Origin of the sequence: Nocardioides sp. NPDC057577, assembly GCF_042801335.1 — a bacterium.
Classification (GTDB): domain Bacteria; phylum Actinomycetota; class Actinomycetes; order Propionibacteriales; family Nocardioidaceae; genus Nocardioides.
The window spans coordinates 1-22,060 of record NZ_JBHVGB010000042.1 but is presented as its reverse complement, the minus strand read 5'-3'; the positions used below and the strand labels follow the sequence as shown (position 1 = coordinate 22,060).

Genomic DNA, 22,060 nt, shown 5'->3' with positions numbered 1-22,060 from the left:
TCCTCGGAGGACGGTAATGCGGGAGAAACCCGTGCCCGGAGGCGCGATGATAGGGGACATGGCGCAAAGTGCTCGGTCGTTTGTTGGTCGCGACCCCGAGTTGCAGGCTCTCACCGGTCTGCTCGGGGTCGTCTCTGACGGGGCGACCGCCGAGGCCGGCCGCCAGCACGTCCTGCTCGCCGGTGACGCCGGCGTCGGCAAGACCCGGCTGCTCACCGCGCTGCGCGACCGTGCGGTGACCGACGGCTGGCAGGTGCACGCGGGACATTGCGTCGACTTCGGCGAGAGCGCGGTGGCGTACATGCCGTTCTCGGAGATCCTCGACCGCATCGTCGCCGACCTTCCCGACGTCGTCGAGCGGGTGGCGGCCGACTATCCGGCGCTCGCCAGGCTGCGGCCCGTCCGTCGCGTGATGGGCGCGAACCCGGGCGCCGCCCCGACCGGGACCGACCGCGGACAGCTCTTCGACGCCGTCCACACCCTCTTCGAGGCGGCCGCCGAGAAGGCGCCGCTGCTGGTCGTGGTCGAGGACACGCACTGGGCCGACCAGTCCACCCGCGACCTGCTGACCTACCTCTTCACCCGGCCCTACGTCGGCCCGGTCGCGATGGTCGCGTCCTACCGCGCCGACGACATCCACCGTCGCCACCCGCTGCGCCGCCAGGTCGGCGAGTGGGGCCGGCTGCCCGACGTCGAGCGGATCGTGCTCGAGCCGCTCTCCGACGACTCGGTCCGGCTGCTGGTCCATGAGCTGGCCCCCGGCAAGGTCGACGCCGAACGGGTCGTACGCCGCGCCGAGGGCAACGCCTTCTTCGTCGAGGAGCTGGTGCAGGCCGGCTGCGACGAGGACCTCCCGGTCGACCTCGCCGACCTGCTGCTGGTGCGGCTGGACCGGCTCGACGGCTCCGCCCGCAGCGTGGTCCGCACCGCGAGCATCGCCGGGCGCCGGGTCACCCACGAGCTGCTCGCCGCGGTGACCGAGATGAAGACCGACGAGCTCGACGACGCGCTGCGCACCGCGGTCGAGCAGAAGGTGCTCGAGCCGACCGGCTCGCGCTACACGTTCCGCCACGCGCTGCTCGCCGAGGCGGTCTACGACGACCTGCTGCCCGGTGAGCGGGTGCGCCTGCACGCCCGGTTCGCCGAGGTGCTGAAGGAGACGCCCGGGCTGGGCGCCGCCGCCGAGCTCGCGCTGCACGCCAAGCACGCCGGCGACCTCTCCACCGCACTGCGGGCTCGCATCGCGGCGGCCGAGGAGGCCCGCAGCGTCAGTGGTGTGGGCGAGGCGGCCCACCACTACGAGAAGGCGCTCGGCCTCGCCGCCGACCCGAAGGTCGCCAAGGCGGCGGCGGTCAACCTGGACCGGGTCTACGAGCGCGCCGCCGACACGCTCATCCTCGCCGGACTGCCCTCGCGCGCCGACGCGATCCTGGCCGAGCGGCTCGACGCCATCCCGGTCGGGCCGTCGGTCGGTCGGGCGCTGCTGCTGGCGACCCGGGCCGAGGCGGCCCTCGCCATGGAGAACGGCGACCCGCTCACCCACTCCCACGACGCGATGCTCGCGCTCCCCGCCGACGCCGAGCCCAAGGCCCGCTGCGCCGTCCTGGCCGTGCGCACCCGGACCCTGGTCGCCTTCCGCCGCAGCGATGAGGCCGAGGCGATCGGTCTCGAGGGCATCGAGATCGCCGAACGGCACAGCCTCTCCAAGCTGGCCTCCGACATGGCCACCAGCCTGTCGATGCTCAAGGTCCGCACCGGTCGTGCCGCCGGCGACAAGGTCGAGGGCTTCCGCCAGGTGCTGCGCGAGACGATCGACGAGGCGCGGCAGGTCGGGTCGACGTACGCGGTCAGCCGCGGGCTGTTCGCGCTCGGCCGTTCCTACGACGAGGCCGGTGACTACGACGAGGGTCTGCGGTGGTTCCGGGCGGTGATCGACGAGGCCGGTGGTGAGTCCCTGCAGTGGTCGCCCTACACCGCCGCGGCCCGCGCCGACATCGTCCGGATCCAGATGGTCCTGGGGGAGTGGGACGAGGCGCTCGCGCTCGCCGGTGGCAACCTGCCCGACGCGCCGCCGGTCCCGGTCGCGCTCCTCGACTCGCTCCGGATGATCATGGAGCAGGCGCAGGGCGCATCGGTCGGGGAGGACGCCAAGGCGCTGCGCCCGTTCTGGACCCAGGAGGGGCTGATCGCCCTCAACGGCTCGATCGTGGAGATGACCGCGATGGCCCGTGCCGGCGACGCCGAGGGAGTGCTCAGGGTCTACACGGACGCGGTCGAGACCCTCTCTCAGTTCTGGACCGAATGGTTCGGCGGCCGGGTGCGACTGGCGGTCGTCGCCGCCTCCGGGATCGCCCAGATGCTGCCCTCGCTGCCGGCGGCGCGGTGGCCTGCGCTGGTCGAGATCGTCGACGAGCTGCACAGCGACGGCGAGCAGGTGGTCGCGCAGTACGAGCCCGGGGAGTGGGGGCCGGAGGGACGGGCCTGGACCGCCCGGCTGGAGGCGGAGGTGCTCCGCGTCCACTGGCTGGCCGGCATCGACGCCCCGCCCCAGGAGTCGCTGCTGGCAGCGTGGGAGCGTGCCGAGCAGCAGGTCGAGGCCTATGGCGACGTCCCGGGGCTGGCCGCCGTCAGGACGACGTACGCCGCCATCCAGCGGGCGACGGGCGACGTGGCCCGCTCGCGGGTGACCGCCGACAAGGCCCGGGAGACCGCGAAGCGGCTCGGGCTGCAGCCGTTGCTCGACGAGCTGAGGTCGCTCGGTGCGACGGCGGTCAAGCAGCAGCAGGCGACGTCGACGTCCCTGACGCCGCGGGAGAGCGAGATCCTGACGCTGGTGGCTGCGGGACGCAGCAACGGCGAGATCGGCAAACAGCTGTTCATCTCCACGAAGACGGTCTCCGTGCACGTCTCCAACATCCTCGGGAAGCTGGGCGCCGGAAGCCGCACGGAGGCGGCCGCCATCGCCCGCCGCCAGCAGCTGATCAGCTGAACCTGTGGTGCTCGGCCAGAACGTGTGGCTGAATTGTCACCATCACCACGGGCGGGTCGAGGAGCAGATGTGAAGCAGGGCGGGCAGCACCCGATCGCAGCCGGAGTCACGGCGCTCGTCGCGGTTGCGGTCGGGGTGGGGCTGATCATCGGGATCGGGATGTTCGTCGGTGCCAACATCATGGGCCTCGGTGGCGATGCCACCGACGACCAGGCCACCGACCCGGACGCGGGCGCCTCGCTCTACGCCCCGTCGCCGAAGCCGACCAAGACCGCGAACGGGCCGGCGATCACGCTCGACGCCTCCCCGACGAGCTCTCCGGAGAAGAATGCTGCCTCCACGAGCCCGTCGCCGTCCCGGACCGTCGAGGAGAAGCCGGCGAAGGAGATCACCCTCCAGGCCGGCATCGTCGTGGCGACGCCGATGGAGCGGATCGATCTCACCGGCATCTACCCCGGCGGCGAGGGCGCCATCCTCCGCCTGGAGCGCAACGACGGCCAGGGCTGGGGAGAGTTCGGGATCCCGGACGTACGCGTCACTGGCGAGCAGTTCTCCACCCCGATCCAGTCCGGCCGGGTCGGAAGGCACAAGTTCCGGATGAAGGACATCGACACCGGCGCCTACTCCAACGTGGTGACCGTGACGATCGGCTGAGATCGAGCCAGGATGGAATAGGTCATTGCCCGCTTGGTTGTATGGGGACATGACGGTTCCCACGATCAAGCTCAACGACGGCACGTCGATCCCGCAGTTCGGCCTCGGTGTCTGGCAGGTTCCGCAGGACGAGACCGAGCAGGTGGTGAGTCAGGCTCTCGAGGCCGGCTACCGCCACATCGACACCGCGCAGATGTACCAGAACGAGGCCGGAGTCGGCGCCGCGCTGAAGAGCGCCGGACTCGCCCGCGAGGACGTCTACGTCACCACCAAGCTCAACAACTCCCAGCACGACCCGGTCAAGGCGAAGGCATCGCTGGAGAGGTCTCTGGAGCTGCTCGGCCTGGACCGCGTCGACCTGTTCCTGATCCACTGGCCGCTGCCGACGCAGTTCGACGGGACGTACGCGAAGACGTGGGAGGCGCTCGTCGGCCTTCGCGAGGAGGGCCTGACCACCTCCGTCGGCGTCTCCAACTTCCAGCCCGACCACCTCGACAAGATCGTCGCCGAGACGGGCGTGGCCCCCGCGGTCAATCAGATCGAGGTCCACCCCTACTTCGCCAACGAGGCCGCTCGCGCCGCCACCCTGGGTCACGGCGCGAAGGTCGAGTCCTGGTCCCCACTCGGGCAGGGCGGCGGTGAGCTCACCGACCCGGTGGTCGCCGAGATCGCCTCCGCCCACGGCAAGTCGCCCGCCCAGGTCCTGCTCCGCTGGCAGATCGACCGCGGCGACATCGTCTTCCCCAAGTCCGTACGCCGCGAGCGGCTCGAGGAGAACCTCGCGATCTTCGACTTCGAGCTGAGCGCCGACCAGGTCGCAGCCCTCGCGGCCCTCGACAAGGGCGAGTCCGGCCGCTCGGGCCCCAACCCCGACACCTTCGACTGGATCCCGTCCTTCTGACCCAGACACCCGCCGAGTCGGCTCGTCATGACGAGCCGACTCGGCGTGCTTTTGACCGGCGTTGGAATAGGGGACGTAAGGTCTTCGTTGTGGACAGTGAACGAAGTTGAGTTGAATCGGCTCAACTTGTTTGCAAGACTCGGCGGCGGCAGCCGCTGGGCGGCAGACCAACCAGTCTTCCGGGGCTTCCCGCCCCAGATGCAACACAGCCACATACACACAGCTTCAACAAGCGGAGGTAGCAAAGATGGCACGTGCCGTCGGTATCGACCTCGGGACCACCAACTCGGTCGTCTCGGTTCTGGAGGGTGGCGAGGCCACCGTCATCGCGAATGCCGAAGGCGCCCGTACGACGCCTTCCGTGGTCGCGTTCAGCAAGTCCGGTGAGGTGCTGGTCGGCGAGGTCGCCAAGCGCCAGGCCGTCACCAACGTGGACCGCACGATCCGTTCGGTCAAGCGTCACATGGGCACCGACTGGAAAGTGAACATCGACGACAAGGACTTCACGCCGCAGCAGATCAGCGCGTTCGTCCTGCAGAAGCTCAAGCGCGACGCCGAGGCCTACCTCGGCGAGACGGTGACCGACGCGGTCATCACCGTCCCGGCCTACTTCTCCGACGCTCAGCGCCAGGCCACCAAGGAGGCCGGTGAGATCGCGGGCCTCAACGTCTCCCGCATCGTCAACGAGCCCACCGCCGCCGCGCTGGCCTACGGCCTCGACAAGGGCGACGACCAGACCATCCTCGTCTTCGACCTCGGTGGCGGCACGTTCGACGTGTCCCTGCTCGAGATCGGTGAGGGTGTCGTCGAGGTCAAGGCGACCTCCGGGGACAACCACCTCGGTGGTGACGACTGGGACAACTCGATCGTCAAGTGGATGGTCGGGAAGTTCAAGGCCGCCAACGGCGTCGACCTGGCCGCCGACAAGATCGCCGCGCAGCGCCTCCAGGAGGCCGCCGAGAAGGCGAAGATCGAGCTGTCCTCGTCGCAGAACACGAGCATCCACCTGCCCTACATCACCCACGGTGAGTCCGGCCCCCTCCACTTCGAGGAGACCCTGACCCGGGCGGAGTTCCAGAAGATCACCGCCGACCTGCTCGACCGCACCAAGAAGCCGTTCGAGTCGGTCCTCAAGGACGCCGGCGTCGCGCTCAAGGACATCGACCACGTCGTCCTGGTCGGCGGCTCGACCCGCATGCCGGCCGTGACCGACCTGGTCAAGAGCCTGCTCGGTGGCAAGGAGCCCAACAAGGGCGTCAACCCCGACGAGGTCGTGGCCGTCGGTGCCGCGCTGCAGGCCGGCGTGCTGAAGGGCGAGGTCAAGGACGTACTGCTCCTCGACGTCACCCCGCTGAGCCTCGGGATCGAGACCAAGGGCGGTGTCTTCACCACCCTGATCGAGCGCAACACCACCATCCCGACCAAGCGCTCCGAGATCTTCACCACGGCTGACGACAACCAGCCGAGCGTCGAGATCAAGGTCGCGCAGGGCGAGCGCCCGATGTGGTCGGAGAACCAGCCGCTGGGCAACTTCGAGCTCACCGGCCTCCCGCCGGCGCCGCGTGGCGTGCCGAAGATCGAGGTCACCTTCGACATCGACGCCAACGGCATCGTGCACGTCTCCGCCAAGGACCAGGCTTCCGGCCGCGAGCAGTCCATGACGATCTCCGGCGGCTCCGCGCTGTCGAAGGACGACATCGACCGCATGGTCAAGGAGGCGGAGCAGTACGCCGAGGAGGACGCCAAGCGTCGCGAGTCCATCGAGATCCGCAACCAGGGTGACAGCCTCGTCTACACCACCGAGAAGTTCATCACCGACTCCGGCGACAAGGTCCCGGACGACGTGAAGACCGAGGTGCAGGCCGACCTGGACGCCCTGAAGAAGGTCCTCGAGGACACTGAGGCCGACAAGGACGCCATCCAGACCGCGATCACCAAGCTCGGTGAGTCCTCGCAGAAGATGGGTGCGGCCATGTACGCCGCGGCCGAGGCCGAGCAGTCCGCTGCCGGCGGTGCCACCGGTGCGACCGGCGAGGCCGACGACGACGTCGTCGACGCCGAGATCGTCGACGAGCCCGTCGAGGGTGAAGAGGGCGACAAGAAGTGACGAAGCGCCGCCCCGGCGGGGCGGAGGAGGTCGTCGAGGAGACGACCTCCGAGGCCCCGCCCGAGACCGACCCTGAGACAGAGGCGGGCGAGGAGTCGACCGAGGGCTCAGAGGTGGACGCTCCTGAGGGCGACGCCTCGGACTCGGACGACGCCGAGGCCGGCTCCGACGAGGACGCCTCCGACGAGGCGACCGAGGACGAGGAAGACGAGACCGAGGACGAGGCGGACGTGGTGATCGAGGACGACAGCGAGGTGGACTTCATGGCCGATGCCGCCGACGAGGTCGACAAGCGGGTCGCCGAGCTGACCACGGACCTGCAGCGTCTCCAGGCCGAGTACGTCAACTACAAGAAGCGGGTCGACCGTGATCGCGAGCTGGTCTCGCAGAACGCGACCTTCAAGGTGCTCACTCCGATCGTGGAGGTGCTCGACACCATCGACCGTGCTCGTGAGCACGGCGAGGTCGATGGCGGCTTCAAGGCGGTCGCCGACCAGCTCGAGAAGATCGTGACCAACCTGGGTCTGAAGAAGTTCGGTGAGCCGGGCGACGTCTTCGATCCCAACCGTCACGAGGCGCTCAGCCACATGGGCACCGACCCGGAGGTCGAGGAGACCTCGGTCAAGCTGGTCGCCAAGGCCGGCTACATGATCGGCGACCGGGTGGTCAGGGCCGCGCAGGTCCTGGTCGTCGACCCGGAGTGACCCGGAGTGACAACGACTGGTGGCCGAGGCTGTCGAAGCACCGATGGCCTCGGCCACCGCGAAGAAGGGAGGAGGGGCTAGGTGGCTGAGAACGACGGGATCCGGCCGGACTGGATCAACAAGGACTACTACTCCGAGCTGGGTGTCAAGAAGGACGCCTCGGGCGACGACATCAAGAAGGCCTACCGCAAGCTCGCGCGGGCCAACCACCCCGACTCCAACCCGGGCGACGACGCCAAGCACGAGAAGTTCAAGAAGGTCGCCGAGGCCTATGACGTCGTCGGCGACGCCGAGAAGCGCAAGAAGTACGACGAGGTCCGCACGCTCGGTGCCTCGGGCGGCTTCCCGGGCGGCTTCGGTGGCACGGGCGGCCGCGGCTACAACTTCGACGACCTCTTCGGTGGCGGCACCGCCCAGGGCGGTGGCCTCGGCGACATGTTCGGCGACCTCTTCGGCGGTGCCGGTGGCGCCGGCGGAGGCTTCGGTGGGCGGCGTACGACCCCGAGGGCTCGGCCGATCAAGGGTGCCGACGTCGAGACGAGCGCCACGATCGGGTTCACCGACGCGCTCGACGGCGTGACCATCTCGCTGCGGCTGACCTCGGACGCCGCCTGTCCCGACTGCAACGGCACCGGTGGCAAGCCCGGCACCAAGCCGCGGGTCTGCCCGGAGTGCGAGGGCGCCGGCTACGTCGTCAACTCCGTCGGCGGCGCGTTCTCGATGAACGAGACCTGCCCGCGCTGCGGCGGCCGCCAGCTGATCTACGACGAGGCCTGCCCGACCTGCCACGGCTCCGGTCGCGGCACCTCCGCACGCACCATCCAGGCGCGCATCCCGGCCGGCGTCAAGGACCGTCAGCGGATCCGGCTCAAGGGCAAGGGTGCCGCCGGTGAGAACGGCGGCCCGTCCGGTGACCTCTACGTCACCGTGCACGTCACGCCCCACCGCGTCTTCGGCCGCAAGGACGACAACCTCACCATCGACGTGCCGGTCGGGTTCGACGAGCTGGCTCTCGGCGCCGAGGCCAAGCTGCCGACGCTGTCGGGATCGCCGGTGACGCTGCGGATCCCCGCGGGGACCCCCAACGGGCGTACGTTCCGGGTCCGAGGCAAGGGGTTCCGGCGCTCGGACGGCACCGTGGGTGACCTGCTCGCGACCGTCGAGGTGCAGATCCCGGCCGTGCTCGACAACGATGCCAAGGCCGCCGTCGAGGCCTATCGGGCCGCGATGGCCGGCAAGCCCCTGCGGACGTCCCTTCTCGAGGAGTCATGATGAGCGAGGGATTCGGCAGCCCGGCTCCGGATGCCGCGGTCTACGTGATCAGCGTGGCCGCGGAGCTGACCGGGCTGCACCCGCAGACGCTGCGCACCTATGAGCGGATGGGCCTGATCACCCCGGGTCGCACCGGCGGTGGCGGGCGTCGCTACTCCTTCCACGACATCGAGCTGCTGCGGTCGATCGCGGACCTGACCGCTGCCGGCATCGGCATCGAGGGGGTGCGCCGCATCCTCGCTCTCGAGCAGCATGTCGACGCCCTGCGCCGACGCAACGAGGAGCTGCGGCACGAGCTGGCCGCGACCCGCGAGGCCCTCGCCCAGGCGAGGGCGGCGGCCCCCGAACCGAAGGGTCCGGCCAGCAGGCTTCCTGCGGTTCGTCAGGCGCCGCCCGGACAGGCGATCGTGGTCTGGCGGCGGCAGCACGGATAGCATGAAGGGCCTGATTTACGGGCCAGATCTGTTGGCGAGTTGTGGATTTCGGTTAAAACCGATGTTGGTGCTATGCCCGCATACTGATGAGTAAGCCGCGGGTGTCGGACCAACCCCCATATGGTCGGGGCACACGCGGCGGACCCGGTGGAGCCGACCCGAGACGGACCCACCGGGTCCTTCCAATTTCGGTGGATGGTGGGAAGTGGCGCCCGGTGCGAGCGTCGCCCTGGACCAACCCGCGGTGATCAGGCAGGATCTGAGGTGACGCCCGCGCCCGGCGCGGGCGATCTCTCTCCCGGGATTGGTGACTCGCGGCGCGTCTCGGCGCCGGTCGGTGTGGTTCCGGAGGAGTTTCACCGACGGAAGTTCAAGGGGTCCCGTGTCCAGCGTCGTCGACGTGCTCTCCGGGTGGGAGATCGACTGGTTCGAGTTCTGGTCGATCCCGATCTTCACCGCCGTGATCGGCTGGCTGATCAACTGGTCGGGGCTGTGGATGCTCTTCTCCCCGATCCATTTCCACGGGATCACCGTTCCGGGGCTCAAGCAGATCGCGGGCTCGCTGCCGCGCAAGGTCCAGGAGATCCCGGGCATCCTGCGCGGCGGGCTCGGCTGGCAGGGGATCGTGCCGGCACGGGCCGCGAAGATGGGCTCGATCGCCGTCGACCGGGCGTTGTCCCAGATGGCGACGGCCCGTGACTTCTACGTGCAGCTCGAGCCGGACAAGATCGCCGCGCACATCGTCGACGTCTTCCGTCCCGAGATCCCTCTGCTCGTCGACGAGATCATGTGGCGTGAGCATCCCCGGTTCTGGCGCGATCTGCCGCGCCCGCTGCGTACGGTCGTGATCCAGCGGGTCCAGGACCGGCTCCCCGAGGTCGTCGGTGACGTGACCGTCGAGATCGGCAACCACATCGACCAGCTCTTCGACCCGAAGCTCATGGTGATCGAGAACTTCGAGAAGGATCCCTCGATCATCGTGCGGATCTTCAAGGACTTCGGTGCCCGCGAGCTGCGGATGATGGTCATCTTCGGGGCGATCTTCGGTTTCCTGCTCGGCATCCCGGTCGCGGTCGTCGACCAGGCCTTCCACATCTGGTGGCTGCTGCCGATCCTCGGCGTGCTGGTCGGGTGGACGACCAACCTGCTCGGCATGCTGCTCATCTTCGAGCCCGCCGAGCCCAGGCGGATCGGCCCGTTCAGGATCCAGGCGCTCTTCGCCCGGCGGCAGTGGCAGGCCTCCGACGTCTACGGCAAGCACATCGCCCAGGACGTGATCACCCTCGAGCGGATCGGCGACCATCTCCTCAACGGGCCGTCGGGTGACCGGACCCGCCAGATGCTGGCCGCGGCCCTTGAGCCGGCGGTCGACGCCGCGGTCGGGCCGGCCTACGGTGCGGTCCGGGTCGCGGTCGGGACCAGGAGGTTCGACGCGATCCGGACCTCGGTCGCCGAGCAGGCCGTCGACTACACCCTCACCCCGCTGCGCGACGCCGCCTTCAGCCAGCAGCAGTCGTGCAACATCCGCCGGCTGATCGCCGACCGCTGCAGGGCGCTGCCACCGAGGACCTTCGTTGAGATGATGAGAGCCGCGATCAAGGAGGACGAGTGGCTGCTCTACGCCCACGGGGCGATCATGGGGCTGGCGGGCGGGTTCCTGCACGTCGCCGTCTTCGAATGGTGGAACGTGCTGTGAGCGCCCTCCACATCAACACCGAGCCGGCGGCCCTGCGGCCACCCCCGATCGAGCCGCCCGAAGAGCTCGCCGAGGGCCGGGAGGGGATGCACCGCATGCCGACGCCGGCCCCGAGCGGCGGTCTCGTCGACGATGCGATGGAGGCCCTACCGGGCCTGCTCAGGATCTCCGCAGTCACGGTCGCGCACACCGCGGGCTGGGGGCTGAGGACGTACGTCCGCGGGGTGGGGCGGGTCGCGAAGGCGGTCGTCGACCCCGACGAGGCGGTGCGGCTCACCGAGGACGTGGCGACCAACGCCCGGCAGGTGACAGCTCTCGCGAAGCGGGTGGCCACGGGCAACCCGGTCACAGGTCTGCTGGAACGGTTCGCGCTGCCGGCGGCCGAGAGCGCGAGGGCGGCGATGGAGGGCCGTGCCGCGCGGGTCAACGGCGTCGCCCCGGGCGCGGAGCCCGACCGGCTGCGGCGGACCGGCGAGGAGCTGCTGCGCCGATCGCGTGACGTTTGGGACGAGAACGAGCGCCATCCGGCCTTCGTCAGCATCCTCAACGAGCTGGCCCCCGACGAGGCGCGCATCCTGGTGCTGATGCTCAAGGACGGCCCGCAGCCGGCCGTCGACGTGGTCGAGGGTGGTCTGATCGGCCACCTGCGCGGGGCGCGGATGATCGCCCGGGGTCTGACCATGATCGGAGCGCAGGCCAGCGTGCGCTATCCGTCGCTGGTGCCGCAGTACCTCAACAACCTGACCCGGCTCGGTCTGGTCTGGCAGTCCGAGGAGCCGGTCAGCGAGCTGATCCGCTATCAGGTGGTCGAGGCGCAACCCGACGTACTCCAGGCCCTTCATGCCAAGGGCGGCGCCCGGATCAAGCGGCGCTCGATCCACCTGACCCCGTTCGGCCGGGACTTCGCCCGGGCGTGCTTCGCCGACGTCGAGGATCTCGACCAGCTGCCGAGCCACGGGGTTCCGCCCGGCGCGGCGGGTGAAGCCTCAGCCGAATAGCAGACGCTTCGGGGTGTGTGCGTTCGCCTGTGGGTAGGGTACGCATACTGACGGTCTGGAACTCTGGCGGAAGGAGCTCGGATGTCGCCGGAGTGGCAGGACTCGCTGGTCAGCTGGTTCGAGGACTGGGCAGCCCACGTCCACTGGCTCTCGCTGATCACCATCCCGATCTTCACCGGGGTGATCGGCTGGCTGATCAACTGGTCGGGCCTCTACATGCTCTTCTCCCCGCTCTCGTTCAAGGGGTTCCGGGTGCCGGGGCTGCGCGAGCTGACCAGGGTGCTGCCGCACAAGCTGCAGGAGGTCCCGGGCTTCGCCCAGGGCGGGCTCGGCTGGCAGGGCATCATCCCCGCCCGGGCCGCGAAGATGGGCTCGATCGCCGTCGACAAGGCGATCGCCAAGCTCGGCACGCCCAGCGACTTCTACCAGCAGCTCGGTCCCTCGGAGATCGCCACGCACATCGTGGAGACCTTCCGCCCGGAGGTGCCCGAGCTGGTCGACCAGATCATGATGCGCGAGCACCCGCGGCTCTGGCGCGACCTGCCGCAGGCGGTCAAGGACGCGATCGCCGTCCGGGTCCAGGCTCAGCTGCCCTCGATCGTCCACAAGGTCACCGACGACATCGGCATCCACATCGACCAGCTGCTCGACCCGAAGCTGATGGTCATCGACCACTTCCGCAAGAACCCCGCCCTGGTGGTCAGGATCTTCCGCGACTTCGGCCAGCGCGAGCTCAATCTCATGGTCGCCTTCGGGTTCATCTTCGGCTTCCTGCTCGGCATCCCGGTGGCGCTGGTCGACCAGACCTTCCACGTGTGGTGGCTGCTTCCCGTCCTCGGCGTGGTCGTCGGCTGGGTGACCAACCTGCTCGGCATGTGGCTGATCTTCGAGCCCGCGGAGCCGCGGCGCATCCTGGGGATCAAGGTCCAGGGCCTCTTCCCGCGCCGCCAGGAGCAGGCGGCCGAGGTCTACGCCGACATCATCGCCACCGACGTGATCACGCTCGAGCGCATCGGCGACTTCCTGCTCGACGGCCCCCGCGGCGACGCCACCCGCAAGCTGCTGATCAACGCCCTGAAGCCCGCGGTGGACAAAGCGGCCGGGCCCTACCGGGGCGCGGTGCGGATAGCGCTCGGCTCGGAGCGGTTCGACCGGATCAGCACCTCGGTGGCCAACGAGGCGGCGGACCGTACGCTGGTGCCGTTCCGCGATCCCGGCTTCAGCCGTCACCAGGCGGACAAGATCCGTGACCTGGTCGCGCGGCGCACCAAGGAGCTTCCGCCCGGCGACTTCGTGGACATGATGAGGTCAGCGATCAAGGAGGACGAATGGATGCTCTACGCCCATGGCGCGATCATGGGACTCGCGGGCGGCTTCCTGCACCTTCTAATCTTTCCGACATGAGCCTCTTGGGCAAGGTCCTTCCGACCGCCTCCGCCGTGGCCGGCACCGCTCCCGGTCTGGCGAGGGTGGCTGCGGGGGCTGCCTGGCACACCGCCGGGTGGGGGTTGCGCACCTCCGGCCGCGCCGGGATCCGGGTCGCCCGGGCGATGGTCGACCAGGACGTACGCGTGGGGTTGGTGCGGGAGACGGCCGAGGCCGTGGGCATCGTCGCCGGCACCGCGGCCCGGATCATCCTGCCCGGCTCTCACCAGGTGATGGAGCTCTCCGACGCCGACTACGAGGCCGCCGGCCGCGATGTCGTGCTCGCCCGCACGCGAGAGGCCGAGGCGTCCGAGGACTCCCTGCCGGTGCTGCGCCGACGAGGAGCCGAGCTGCTCGACCGGTCCCGCGACGTCTGGGCCGATGAGCAGGGGCACCCGGCGTACGCCCGGATCCTCGACGAGCTCGCGCCCGACGAGGCGCGGATGCTGCTCTACCTGCTCCAGGCCGGACCGCAGCCCTCGGTCGACATTCGCACCGGTGGGCCGGCGGGCCTCGTCGGCAGCACCATGATCGCGCCTGGTCTCAACATGATCGCCGGGCGCAGCGGCGTGCGCTATCCGGACCGGGTCCCCGCCTATCTCAACAACCTGTTCCGGCTCGGGCTGGTGTGGTTCTCCAAGGAGCCGCTGCCCGACCCGTTGGAATACCAGGTCCTCGAGGCCCAACCCGACGTGCTCGAGGCGCTGCACTCGGTGAAGTTCGCCAAGATCGTGCGCCGCTCGGTCCACCTGACGCCGTTCGGCGAGGCCTTCGGTCGCACCACGCTGGTGGACGAGGGCTCGGCCGAGTCGGTCTACCCGGAGCACCAGGCTCCGGTCACCGGTGGGGCGGACCTGCCGAAGGCGTAGGGACCGCCTCGGCGAGCCTCGTGAACTCGGGATCGACGCTCTGCGGTGACACGTCCGCGTCGCGTTCGAGCATGATCCCAGGGAGCCGTCGCCCGGCGTACGCCTCGACCGCGGTCGCGAGCAGCGACAGCACCGGCGTCGGCATCGGGTGGGCGTGGGTGTCGATGTAGAGGCCCTCGCGCTCGGTGCCGCCGGCGACGTGCATGTAGGCGACCGCGTCGAGCGGGAAGCGGGCCAGGTCGGCGACGGGGTCGGAGCCGCGGGCGACCGCGGAGGCGTAGAGGTTGGCGACATCGAGGACGAGACGTACGCCGGTGCGTTCGACGAGCTCGGTGAGGAAGTCGGGCTCGCTGATGGTGTCCTCGGGCCAGGTGAAGGTGGCGGCGATGTTCTCGACCGCGAGCGGCACCGGCAGCTGATCCTGCGCGATCCGGACGTTGTCGACCAGCACGTCGAGCGAGTCGGCCGTGCGCGGTGGCGGCAGCAGGTGGCCCGCCTCCAGGACGTCGCCGTGGAGCGGGTCCGGGGAGTCGCTCGCCCGAACGAAAGCGACGTGCTCGGAGACGAACGGGCTGTCCAGGGCCTCGGCGAGCTCGGCCAGCCGGGTGAGGCGGTCCGCCGCCGGGCGGTCGGCGCCGGCCAGACCGAGGGTGACCCCGTGGGCGATGACGGGGACGCAGAGATCCCGGACAGCCTGCGGGACCTGCGCCGGCGCGGTGTTCTCCGCGACCACCTCGGTGAACCCGAGCCGGCCGGAGGCGGCGTACGTCTGGAGGAGCTCGGCGATCGCGGGGCGCCAAGCCACGGCGATGCCGGAGACCGAGGGATTCACAGGATGAAGTGTGGCGGATCGAACGCGGCCGGTGTGGGGCCTTCCGGTATCGTGAACACCTGTTCTCCGATCTTTCAGCAACCCTCGCCGGTCCTGGCTCGAGGCCCGGGTAGGAGCCCCCATCTTGGCCCGCAAAGTCGTTCGTTCCCTGCCCTTCCATCGCGTCGTGATGCGGTTCGCGGCTCTCATCGGCGTCGCCGCGGCGACGGGTCTGGTCGCCTCGGGGATGGCGATCCCGTTCGTCCACCTGACCGGTGTCGCGGCCAAGTCCGGCGCCGAGGCGATGGATGAGCTGCCCCTCGACATCGACATGGGCGAGCTGTCGCAGACGACGCGCATCCTGGACGTTCACGGCAAGGTGATCACCACCCTCTACGACCAGAACCGGTCCTACAAGGCGCTCGACCAGATCTCGCCCAACATGCCGAAGGCGCTGCTCGCGATCGAGGACAGCCGCTACTACGAGCACGGGGCGATGGACCTCAAGGGCACGCTGCGGGCGCTGCTGCGCAACTCGGCCTCCGAGTCGGGTTCGGTGCAGGGTGGCTCGTCGATCACCCAGCAGCTGGTCAAGACGACGCTCGTCTACGGGGCCGACACCGACGAGGAGCGGGCCGCGGCGACCGAGAAGTCCACGGCCCGCAAGATCCGCGAGCTCCGCTATGCGATCTGGCTCGAGGAGAACCACGACAAGGACTGGATCCTCGAGCGCTACCTCAACGCCGCCTACTTCGGTGACTCCGCCTACGGGGTCCAGGCGGCAGCGAAGCACTACTTCGGCGTCGACGCCGCCGACCTGACCTGGGGGCAGGCCTCGATGCTGGCCGGGATGGTGAAGAACCCGACCGGCTACGACCCCACCGACTACCCCGATGCCACGGTGGCCCGCCGCAACCTGGTGCTCGAGCGGCTGGTCCAGGTCGGCGACCTGCCGCGGGCCGACGCCGAGAAGCTCAAGGAGAGCGAGCTCGGCCTCCACGTCCAGGACAGTCGCAACGGTTGCTTCGGCTCCTCGGCCGAGTTCTTCTGCGACTACGCGCTGCAGTGGCTGCTCGCCGACAAGTCGCTGGGCGAGACCGAGGCCGAGCGCTGGCGGCTGCTGCAGACCGGCGGCCTGACCATCAGGACCACCCTGGACGCCAGCTTCCAGAAGGCGGCGCAGAAGTCGGTGAGCCGTCGCGTCTCGCCGACCGACAACGCGGTCGGTGCCCTGGCGATGGTCGAGCCCGGCACCGGCAACGTCAAGGCGCTGGCGCAGTCGCGGCCGATGGGGGAGAACCGGAAGAAGGGCGAGTCCTACCTGAACTACCTGGTGCCGAAGGAGTACGGCGACGCCAACGGCTTCCAGGCAGGCTCGACGTTCAAGGTCTTCGTCGGCGCCGCGGCGATCGAGAAGGGCTTCCCGCTCCGGCAGGAGATCCCCTCGCCGGCCAAGAGGACGTTCAACCAGGGGTCCTTCGCCAACTGCCCCGGAGAGGGCAACTTCAGCCCCAACCCCTACCCGGTCGGCAACTCGACCACCTCGGGCAACAAGAACCTCTACACCGGCACCCGCGAGTCGGTGAACACCTTCTACGTCCGGCTCGAGCAGTTCACCGGCGTCTGCGCCCCCTACACGCTCGCGAAGAAGATGGGCGTCAGCCTGACCGATCCCGCCCACGAGCGGGTGCCCTCCTTCACCCTCGGTCCGGTCGACGTCAGCCCGTTGGAGATGGCCGAGGCGTACGCGACCTTCGGTGCCCGCGGCAAGCACTGCGACTCGCGCCCCGTGACCGAGATCGTCGGACCTGACGGGAAGACGATGAAGGAGTACGCGGCCTCGTGCGAGCAGGTGATGCGTACGGGCACGGCTGATGCGATGAACGACATCCTCCGCGGCGTGCTGCAGCCGGGCGGTTTCGGGCAGAAGCTCGCGCTGAGCGTGCCGTCGGCAGGCAAGACCGGGACCACCAACAGCAACCGCGCGGTGTGGTTCAACGGCTACACGCCCAAGCTCGCGACCGCCTCGATGATCGCCGGTGCGAACTACGAGGGAAAGTGGGTCACCCTCAACGGGCAGCGCCTGCGCGGCGGCTACGTCGCCTCGGCGTCGGGCTCGACCGTCGCCGGCCCGATGTGGGCCGACGCGATGCGGGCGATCGACGGCAAGCTCGGCTCCGCGGGCTTCGTACGTCCCGGAGCCAGCGTCGTCAACGGCAAGGGCGTCAAGATCCCGAAGGTCGAGGGGCTCTCGGTCGCCAAGGCCACCGCCCGGCTCAAGGCGGCCGGGTTCAAGCCGGTCGTCGGTAAGCGGGTGAAGTCGCGCTGGAAGGCCGGCACCGTGGTCGGCACCGTCCCCGGCAGCCGCGCGATCAAGGGTGCGACGGTCGAGATGCTCGTGTCGAAGTGGCGCGGGTGACGGCGGGCGGATGTTCACCGAGGTAACTCGGTAGGCGCCCACTTCCTTCGTGGAGTTCCGCGAAGGAAGTCACCGTCGACCGAGTTACCTCGGTGAATGTTCAGGCAGCCGCGCGCACCTGAGCAGCCTCGACAGCATCCCGGAAGGCGCGGGTGACGTAGTCGGGGACGGGGAGGCCGCGGTCGCGGGCCCAGAGGAGCTCCTGCTCGACCCGTGCCACGTCGGCGGCCAGGTCACGGCCCTCGTGGTCGACGCCGAGCGTCTCCATGACGTCGCCGAAGTCGGCCAGCTGGCTCACGTTGTTGACCCCGACGGGAGCGAAGGAGATCCGGCGCATGCGTCGGACCAGCCACTTCTGCCAGGCTGCGAGCGTGGCCCAGTGGGCGCGGGCGGAGAGCTGGTAGAAGGCGTAGTGGCCGGGCTCCTGGCGCTTGATCGGCGCGATCACGGTGTCGGCGACGGCGTGCTCGCCGGTCTCGATGACGCCGTCGTGGAGCAGGTTGTAGGCGATCACCGCGGAGCGCTCGGTGGCCATGCCGGTCAGGTAGTAGAGCATCCGGCAGACGTCCTGGAACGGCTCCAGGTGAGCCAGCAGACCGAGCACCTTCAGCTTCAGGCCGACGTGGTCGAGGTCGGTGGTCGCCGGCGGGCGCCCGAGGACCTGCTGGAGCCGGTCGAGGATCAGCCCGTGCTGGATCTCCTGCGGCTGCCACACCTCGGCGTAGAACAGTTTGTCGACCTCGGGTGGGTTGGGGAGCATGGTCGAGATCTCGAGTACGTTGCGGTCGACCTCGAGCTCGACCCGCGCCATGTAGTCGAGGACATGGCCGAAGCGGGCACCGAAGCCCACCGGGTCGTTCACGGTGAAGTCGACCGAGTCCATCGGGATCGGTGGGTGCTCCTCGCCCAGGCGCGCGACGTGAGCAACGAGACGGTCGGTATCGGTCGGCATCGAGGCGGCTCCCAGTGGGGTGTCAGCAGCGTCTCCAGTCTGCCCGTACTGCGTGGCCTTGTAATGCGATTTAGCCAAACCAAGGGTGTTGGCCTCGACACTTTTCGCGCGGGGGCTCGACCAGCGGGCGAGCTACTCGGTAGCGGCGGGTGACTCGGTCGGGGTCTCGGTGGGCGTCGGGTCCTCGGTGGGCGTCGGTGTCTCGGTCGGGGTCTCGGTGGGTGTCTCGGTCGGGGTCTCCGTAGGCGTTTCCGTGGGGGGCTCGGTGGGCGTCTCGGTGGGCGTCTCGGTCGGTGTCTCGGTGGGGGAGCCGGTCGGTTCCGGGTCCGAGGTGGGCGACGGGACGACGGACCCGCCATCGCCGGGGGAGGGCGAGGGGGAGGAGGGCGTGGTCGAGCCGCCGCCGGGCGTACCGGTGTCCGTCCCGCCCGTGGAGGAGCCACGCCGGGGCGGCTGGGCGCTGGGCGAGGCGCCGGAGAGCGGCTCGAGGTCGGAGGCGGAGGTGACCGGGATCTGGGCGGCGGGCAGGACGACTCCGGCGGGTGCCTCGAAGGTCCCCGACCGATAGCCGGACGCGATCTGCAGGACCGCCGAGACGTACGCCCCGCTGTGGTTGTAGCGGAGCACCGCCGAGCGCTGCCCGGCCTCGGTGGACAGGTCGGCGGATCCGGAGCACAGGTAGACCGCGGCGGCGAGCGCGGCGTCGTCGACGTCCTGCGGGTCGCGGCGACCGTCGCCGTCGGCGTCGACCCCGACGTCGGACCAGGTCGACGGGATGAACTGCATCGGCCCGACCGCGCGGTCGTAGACGAGGTCGCGGTCGTAGGTGCCGCCGTCGGTGTCCAGGATGCGTGCGGTCCCGGCGGCCCCGGTGAGAGGTACGCCGAAGATCCCGGGCGTCGCGACCCCGGAGGCGGACAGCGTGTTACCCCCGGCCCGGCCGTGGTCGGACTCGACCCGCCCGATCGCGGCGATCAGCGACCAGTCGAGATGACAGCCCGGGTCGGCGTCGGCCAGCACCGTCGCAGCACGCTGGTAGGCGGAGAGCGCGGTCTCGGGGATGACGCCGGCAGCGGCCTCGGCGGCGAACCCGGCAGGCTTGGCCGCCAGGGTGGGGCTGACCTTGGGGATGGGCTTGACCGCGGAGACGCTCACCGGCGGCAGCAGCTCCTGGGCCGGCACCTCGACCGGCACCTGACCCACGCTGGCCGTGGCGTCGACGGGCCGGCCCTCCTGGATCGCATGGATCGTCCAGGCGGCGGTCACGGCGGCAACAGGCAGCGCAGCAGCCTTGAACAGCAGACCGGGTCGTGGGGTCATCCTCGGTCACATCCTCGGGTCGGGCGGGGTGGGTCGATGTCACCGATCCAGCCATCATGTGAGCCCCGCCACAACGCGCTGAGCGCGATCCGGGCCGAGAATCCCGGAAACTACTCACGCACGTGACAAGTTTCCGGACCTCGCCACCGGGATCGTCCCGGCCACTGCCGCGGTCACCAGGCAGAGCAGTGCGCATCCCGCGGTGAGCAGGACCGAGCCGGCGCCGAGGATCACCGCCACGGCCCCGACCACCGCCGGCACCAGCGCGACGGGCCCGGCCCAGCGACGAGCCAGGACGACCCCGCGCGCGATCGAGATCAGCTCGGCGACGCGCCGGACGTCGAGATCCGTCAGCCGTACGCCGGAGCTCCCGCCCACGGCCAGGTCGGCCGCCCCCTGGGCCTCGGCGTCCTCCGGGCGAGAGCTCACGAAGGCCACCACCCGACCCTGCTCCTGCAGCTCGGCGACGAGCCGCTCCCGTTTCTCGGGGGCGATCTCGGGATGCCATCGCTCGATCCCGCAGGTCTCGGCGAGGTGCTCGGTCTCGCGGTCGGTGTCGTCGGAGACCAGCACCGGGGTCACCCCCGCGGACGTCAGCCGTGACACCGCCGCCCCCGCGTCCTTGCGCGGCTCGTCGCCGACCACGAGATAGCCCAGCGGCCGCCCGTCGAGCTCGACACCGAGGACGGTGCCGCGCTCGGTGCGATCAGCCATGCCGACCCAGGAGGGCCGCCCGACACGTACGGGATGCCGGTCGACCGACCCCCGCACCCCCGATCCGGGAACGACACCGAAGTCGGTGACCCGGCCGCGCGGCGAGAGCCGGGCGACCGCGCGGGCGAGCGGGCCCTCGGCCTCGTGCTCCAGCGCCCCCGCGAACCAGCGCAGGTTGCGCAGGTGGTCGGGATCGAGCGGGTCGACGGTGGTCACCACGAGACGCCCGGTGGTCACGGTCCCCCAGCGGTCGAGCACCACCGTGTCGACCCGGGCAGCGACCGCCCACGAGGACCGGGGCACCGACTCGATCCCGCGCCGGCGACCGGACCAGCCCGCGACGACGTGCGGGAACACCGAGCCGAGGACGTACGCCGCGACCGCACCCGCCACGAGGACGAACATCTCCATGAGCGATCCCGGATCAGCCGGTCTGCTGCTGGTAGCGGTCGAAGTCGCTCTGGTCGCCGGCGACCCACAGCGGCACGCTCGCCTTCAGGAGCAGCAGGAGCTGGGTCACGAACTCGGGATCACGCAGGGATTCCCCGAAGAGCTCGTTGATCCGCTTCCACCGGTAGCGGATGGTCTGCGGGTGCACGCCGAGGACCGCCGCGATCGCCGGTGCGCTCTCCCGGGTCTCGAGCCAGACCAGCAGGGTCTCGGTGAGGATCTCGCGCGAGTTGGCCGACTCGGCCAGCAGCGGCTCGAGCAGCTCCTGCGCGAGCTGGCGGCGCATCACCGGCTCGGCGTGCAGCCAGATCTCGGTGCGATACGCGAGGCAGTCGATGACCGGTTTGGCCGGGATCACCCGGGCGTTGACCAGCGCCAGGGCGCGGTTGGCCCAGCGCCAGGCGGCGGGTACGTCCTCGGGTGGCACCGGCCAGCAGATCGAGACCCGTGCCTTCGGTGCCGCGGCCCGGACCTGCTTGGTCACCGTCTCGGCGTCGTGAGGAGGGCACATCACCACCTGCGTCGGCTCGCGGCGCCGGGTGAGGGCCGTGGCGGAGAGGGCGTCGGAGAGGATCCGCTCCCCGTCACGCAGCTCGACCGCCATCACGGTCACCTTCTCCGGCAGCGCCCAGTCGCCCAGCGCCGCCTGCACCTCGATCTCGTCGGCGGAGGCACCCGACAGCATCCGGTCGATCAGCCGGGCCCGGGCGACGTCGTTGTCCTGGTCGCGAGCCTCGGTGCCGGCCTCGAAGCCCTTGCCGACCTGCGAGGTCAGGTGCTCGACGTACGTCGTCATCATCTCGTTGAGCGCGTTCAGCGCCGCGGCGGAAAGCTCGTTCTCGACCGCCCGGCGGCGCAGCTCGTCCCAGAGCTCGGTGGTGGCCATGTGGATGCCTTGGTCGACGATGGCCCGGTCCTGGCCCAGCGCGGCGACCTTGAAGCCGACCTTGCGGAAGTGGTCGTCGATCGCGATATAGGGCGCCGAACGTCCCAGACCCAGGTCGATGAAGTGCGACATCGCGCCGTGCACGGCGGTGAAGATGAGCTCCTCGAAGCCCTCGGTCTCGGCCGGCAGCCCCTCGCGCAGGTGGCCGGTGATCTTGCGCGCGATCGGCCGCACCTCGCCCTCGAGGCTCTTCAGCATCCACACGGCGGAACCGGGAAGTCCGGGGGACTGGTGGGTCTGCGTCATCTCGTGCTCCGTCGCACGTCAAACTCCTTCGTCCAACATGCCCGAGAAGGTATCGACCACCATGGCACGTCTTTGCTTGGCGTGCCCCCGGAATTCGGTACGTCTGTGCCGTCGGGTGGCCGGATGGGCAGAGTCCGCCGGGGGCCGTGTGGC

17 protein-coding genes are annotated in these 22,060 nt (G+C 70.0%); 12 read left to right on the top strand and 5 right to left on the bottom strand.

The features are described from left to right. Nucleotides 1-16 precede the first annotated feature (16 nt). The 11 genes from ACFU7D_RS11335 (at nt 17) to ACFU7D_RS11285 (ending at nt 14,049) form a co-directional block, all read left to right on the top strand. On the top strand, nt 17-2,989 hold the full coding sequence (locus ACFU7D_RS11335) for an AAA family ATPase (protein ID WP_378867055.1): 2,973 nt from the start codon (nt 17-19) through the stop codon (nt 2,987-2,989). A 69-nt stretch (nt 2,990-3,058) separates the two neighbouring features. Continuing rightward, complete coding sequence (locus ACFU7D_RS11330) at nt 3,059-3,643, top strand: hypothetical protein (protein WP_378867052.1); 585 nt, start codon at nt 3,059-3,061, stop codon at nt 3,641-3,643. Nucleotides 3,644-3,692: 49 nt separating this feature from the next. Next, nucleotides 3,693-4,544 (top strand): aldo/keto reductase, encoded by an 852-nt coding sequence (locus ACFU7D_RS11325; RefSeq protein ID WP_378867049.1) that lies wholly within the window; start codon nt 3,693-3,695, stop codon nt 4,542-4,544. A 247-nt stretch (nt 4,545-4,791) separates the two neighbouring features. Then, a complete protein-coding gene (dnaK, locus tag ACFU7D_RS11320) occupies nt 4,792-6,651 on the top strand; it encodes a molecular chaperone DnaK (protein ID WP_378729945.1) in 1,860 nt (619 codons plus the stop codon). Continuing rightward, nucleotides 6,648-7,355, top strand: coding sequence for a nucleotide exchange factor GrpE (gene grpE / locus ACFU7D_RS11315; RefSeq protein WP_378729943.1), 708 nt, complete (start codon nt 6,648-6,650; stop codon nt 7,353-7,355). Before dnaK ends, grpE begins: the two co-directional genes overlap by 4 nt. Nucleotides 7,356-7,436: 81 nt before the next feature. Then, complete coding sequence (locus tag ACFU7D_RS11310) at nt 7,437-8,627, top strand: DnaJ C-terminal domain-containing protein (RefSeq protein WP_378729941.1); 1,191 nt, start codon at nt 7,437-7,439, stop codon at nt 8,625-8,627. After that, on the top strand, nt 8,627-9,061 hold the full coding sequence (locus ACFU7D_RS11305) for a heat shock protein transcriptional repressor HspR (RefSeq protein WP_378867044.1): 435 nt from the start codon (nt 8,627-8,629) through the stop codon (nt 9,059-9,061). The genes ACFU7D_RS11310 and ACFU7D_RS11305 overlap by 1 nt, the downstream gene beginning before the upstream one ends. 382 nt (nt 9,062-9,443) lie before the next feature. After that, nucleotides 9,444-10,757 (top strand): hypothetical protein, encoded by a 1,314-nt coding sequence (locus ACFU7D_RS11300; RefSeq protein ID WP_378867041.1) that lies wholly within the window; start codon nt 9,444-9,446, stop codon nt 10,755-10,757. After that, nucleotides 10,754-11,755, top strand: coding sequence for an Abi-alpha family protein (locus ACFU7D_RS11295; RefSeq protein WP_378867038.1), 1,002 nt, complete (start codon nt 10,754-10,756; stop codon nt 11,753-11,755). Before ACFU7D_RS11300 ends, ACFU7D_RS11295 begins: the two co-directional genes overlap by 4 nt. 81 nt (nt 11,756-11,836) lie before the next feature. After that, nucleotides 11,837-13,159 (top strand): hypothetical protein, encoded by a 1,323-nt coding sequence (locus tag ACFU7D_RS11290; RefSeq protein WP_378729933.1) that lies wholly within the window; start codon nt 11,837-11,839, stop codon nt 13,157-13,159. Then, on the top strand, nt 13,156-14,049 hold the full coding sequence (locus ACFU7D_RS11285; protein WP_378729931.1) for an Abi-alpha family protein: 894 nt from the start codon (nt 13,156-13,158) through the stop codon (nt 14,047-14,049). Before ACFU7D_RS11290 ends, ACFU7D_RS11285 begins: the two co-directional genes overlap by 4 nt. On the opposite strand, the gene ACFU7D_RS11280 is transcribed toward ACFU7D_RS11285, so the two are convergent. After that, nucleotides 14,018-14,881: a DUF692 domain-containing protein gene (locus tag ACFU7D_RS11280; RefSeq protein WP_378867035.1), complete on the bottom strand. Its 864-nt coding sequence runs from the start codon at nt 14,879-14,881 to the stop codon at nt 14,018-14,020. The two genes, ACFU7D_RS11285 and ACFU7D_RS11280, sit on opposite strands and share 32 nt — an antisense overlap. A 124-nt stretch (nt 14,882-15,005) precedes the next feature. Between ACFU7D_RS11280 and ACFU7D_RS11275 the strand changes: the two genes are divergently transcribed. Beyond that, nucleotides 15,006-17,279 (top strand): transglycosylase domain-containing protein, encoded by a 2,274-nt coding sequence (locus ACFU7D_RS11275; protein WP_378867031.1) that lies wholly within the window; start codon nt 15,006-15,008, stop codon nt 17,277-17,279. 100 nt (nt 17,280-17,379) lie between these two features. On the opposite strand, the gene ACFU7D_RS11270 is transcribed toward ACFU7D_RS11275, so the two are convergent. From ACFU7D_RS11270 to ACFU7D_RS11255, 4 genes are all read right to left on the bottom strand, one after another. Further along, nucleotides 17,380-18,231: a GTP-binding protein LepA gene (locus ACFU7D_RS11270; RefSeq protein ID WP_378867029.1), complete on the bottom strand. Its 852-nt coding sequence runs from the start codon at nt 18,229-18,231 to the stop codon at nt 17,380-17,382. 132 nt (nt 18,232-18,363) lie between these two features. Next, on the bottom strand, nt 18,364-19,551 hold the full coding sequence (locus ACFU7D_RS11265) for a lytic transglycosylase domain-containing protein (RefSeq protein WP_378867026.1): 1,188 nt from the start codon (nt 19,549-19,551) through the stop codon (nt 18,364-18,366). Between the two features lie 114 nt (nt 19,552-19,665). Further along, a complete protein-coding gene (locus tag ACFU7D_RS11260) occupies nt 19,666-20,676 on the bottom strand; it encodes an HAD family hydrolase (protein WP_378867023.1) in 1,011 nt (336 codons plus the stop codon). A gap of 13 nt (nt 20,677-20,689) precedes the next feature. Continuing rightward, on the bottom strand, nt 20,690-21,907 hold the full coding sequence (locus ACFU7D_RS11255; RefSeq protein WP_378867021.1) for a PucR family transcriptional regulator: 1,218 nt from the start codon (nt 21,905-21,907) through the stop codon (nt 20,690-20,692). Nucleotides 21,908-22,060: the final 153 nt, after the last annotated feature.

Excerpts from the sequence above, each read along its gene's own strand:
- ACFU7D_RS11265 (WP_378867026.1), bottom strand. The coding sequence starts at position 19,551 with ATGACCCCACGACCCGGTCTGCTGTTCAAGGCTGCTGCGCTGCCTGTT.
- ACFU7D_RS11290 (WP_378729933.1), top strand. The coding sequence starts at position 11,837 with ATGTCGCCGGAGTGGCAGGACTCGCTGGTCAGCTGGTTCGAGGACTGG.
- ACFU7D_RS11260 (WP_378867023.1), bottom strand. The coding sequence starts at position 20,676 with ATGGAGATGTTCGTCCTCGTGGCGGGTGCGGTCGCGGCGTACGTCCTC.
- ACFU7D_RS11270 (WP_378867029.1), bottom strand. The coding sequence starts at position 18,231 with ATGCCGACCGATACCGACCGTCTCGTTGCTCACGTCGCGCGCCTGGGC.
- ACFU7D_RS11305 (WP_378867044.1), top strand. The coding sequence starts at position 8,627 with ATGAGCGAGGGATTCGGCAGCCCGGCTCCGGATGCCGCGGTCTACGTG.
- ACFU7D_RS11335 (WP_378867055.1), top strand. The coding sequence starts at position 17 with ATGCGGGAGAAACCCGTGCCCGGAGGCGCGATGATAGGGGACATGGCG.
- ACFU7D_RS11285 (WP_378729931.1), top strand. The coding sequence starts at position 13,156 with ATGAGCCTCTTGGGCAAGGTCCTTCCGACCGCCTCCGCCGTGGCCGGC.
- ACFU7D_RS11255 (WP_378867021.1), bottom strand. The coding sequence starts at position 21,907 with ATGACGCAGACCCACCAGTCCCCCGGACTTCCCGGTTCCGCCGTGTGG.
- ACFU7D_RS11325 (WP_378867049.1), top strand. The coding sequence starts at position 3,693 with ATGACGGTTCCCACGATCAAGCTCAACGACGGCACGTCGATCCCGCAG.
- dnaK (WP_378729945.1), top strand. The coding sequence starts at position 4,792 with ATGGCACGTGCCGTCGGTATCGACCTCGGGACCACCAACTCGGTCGTC.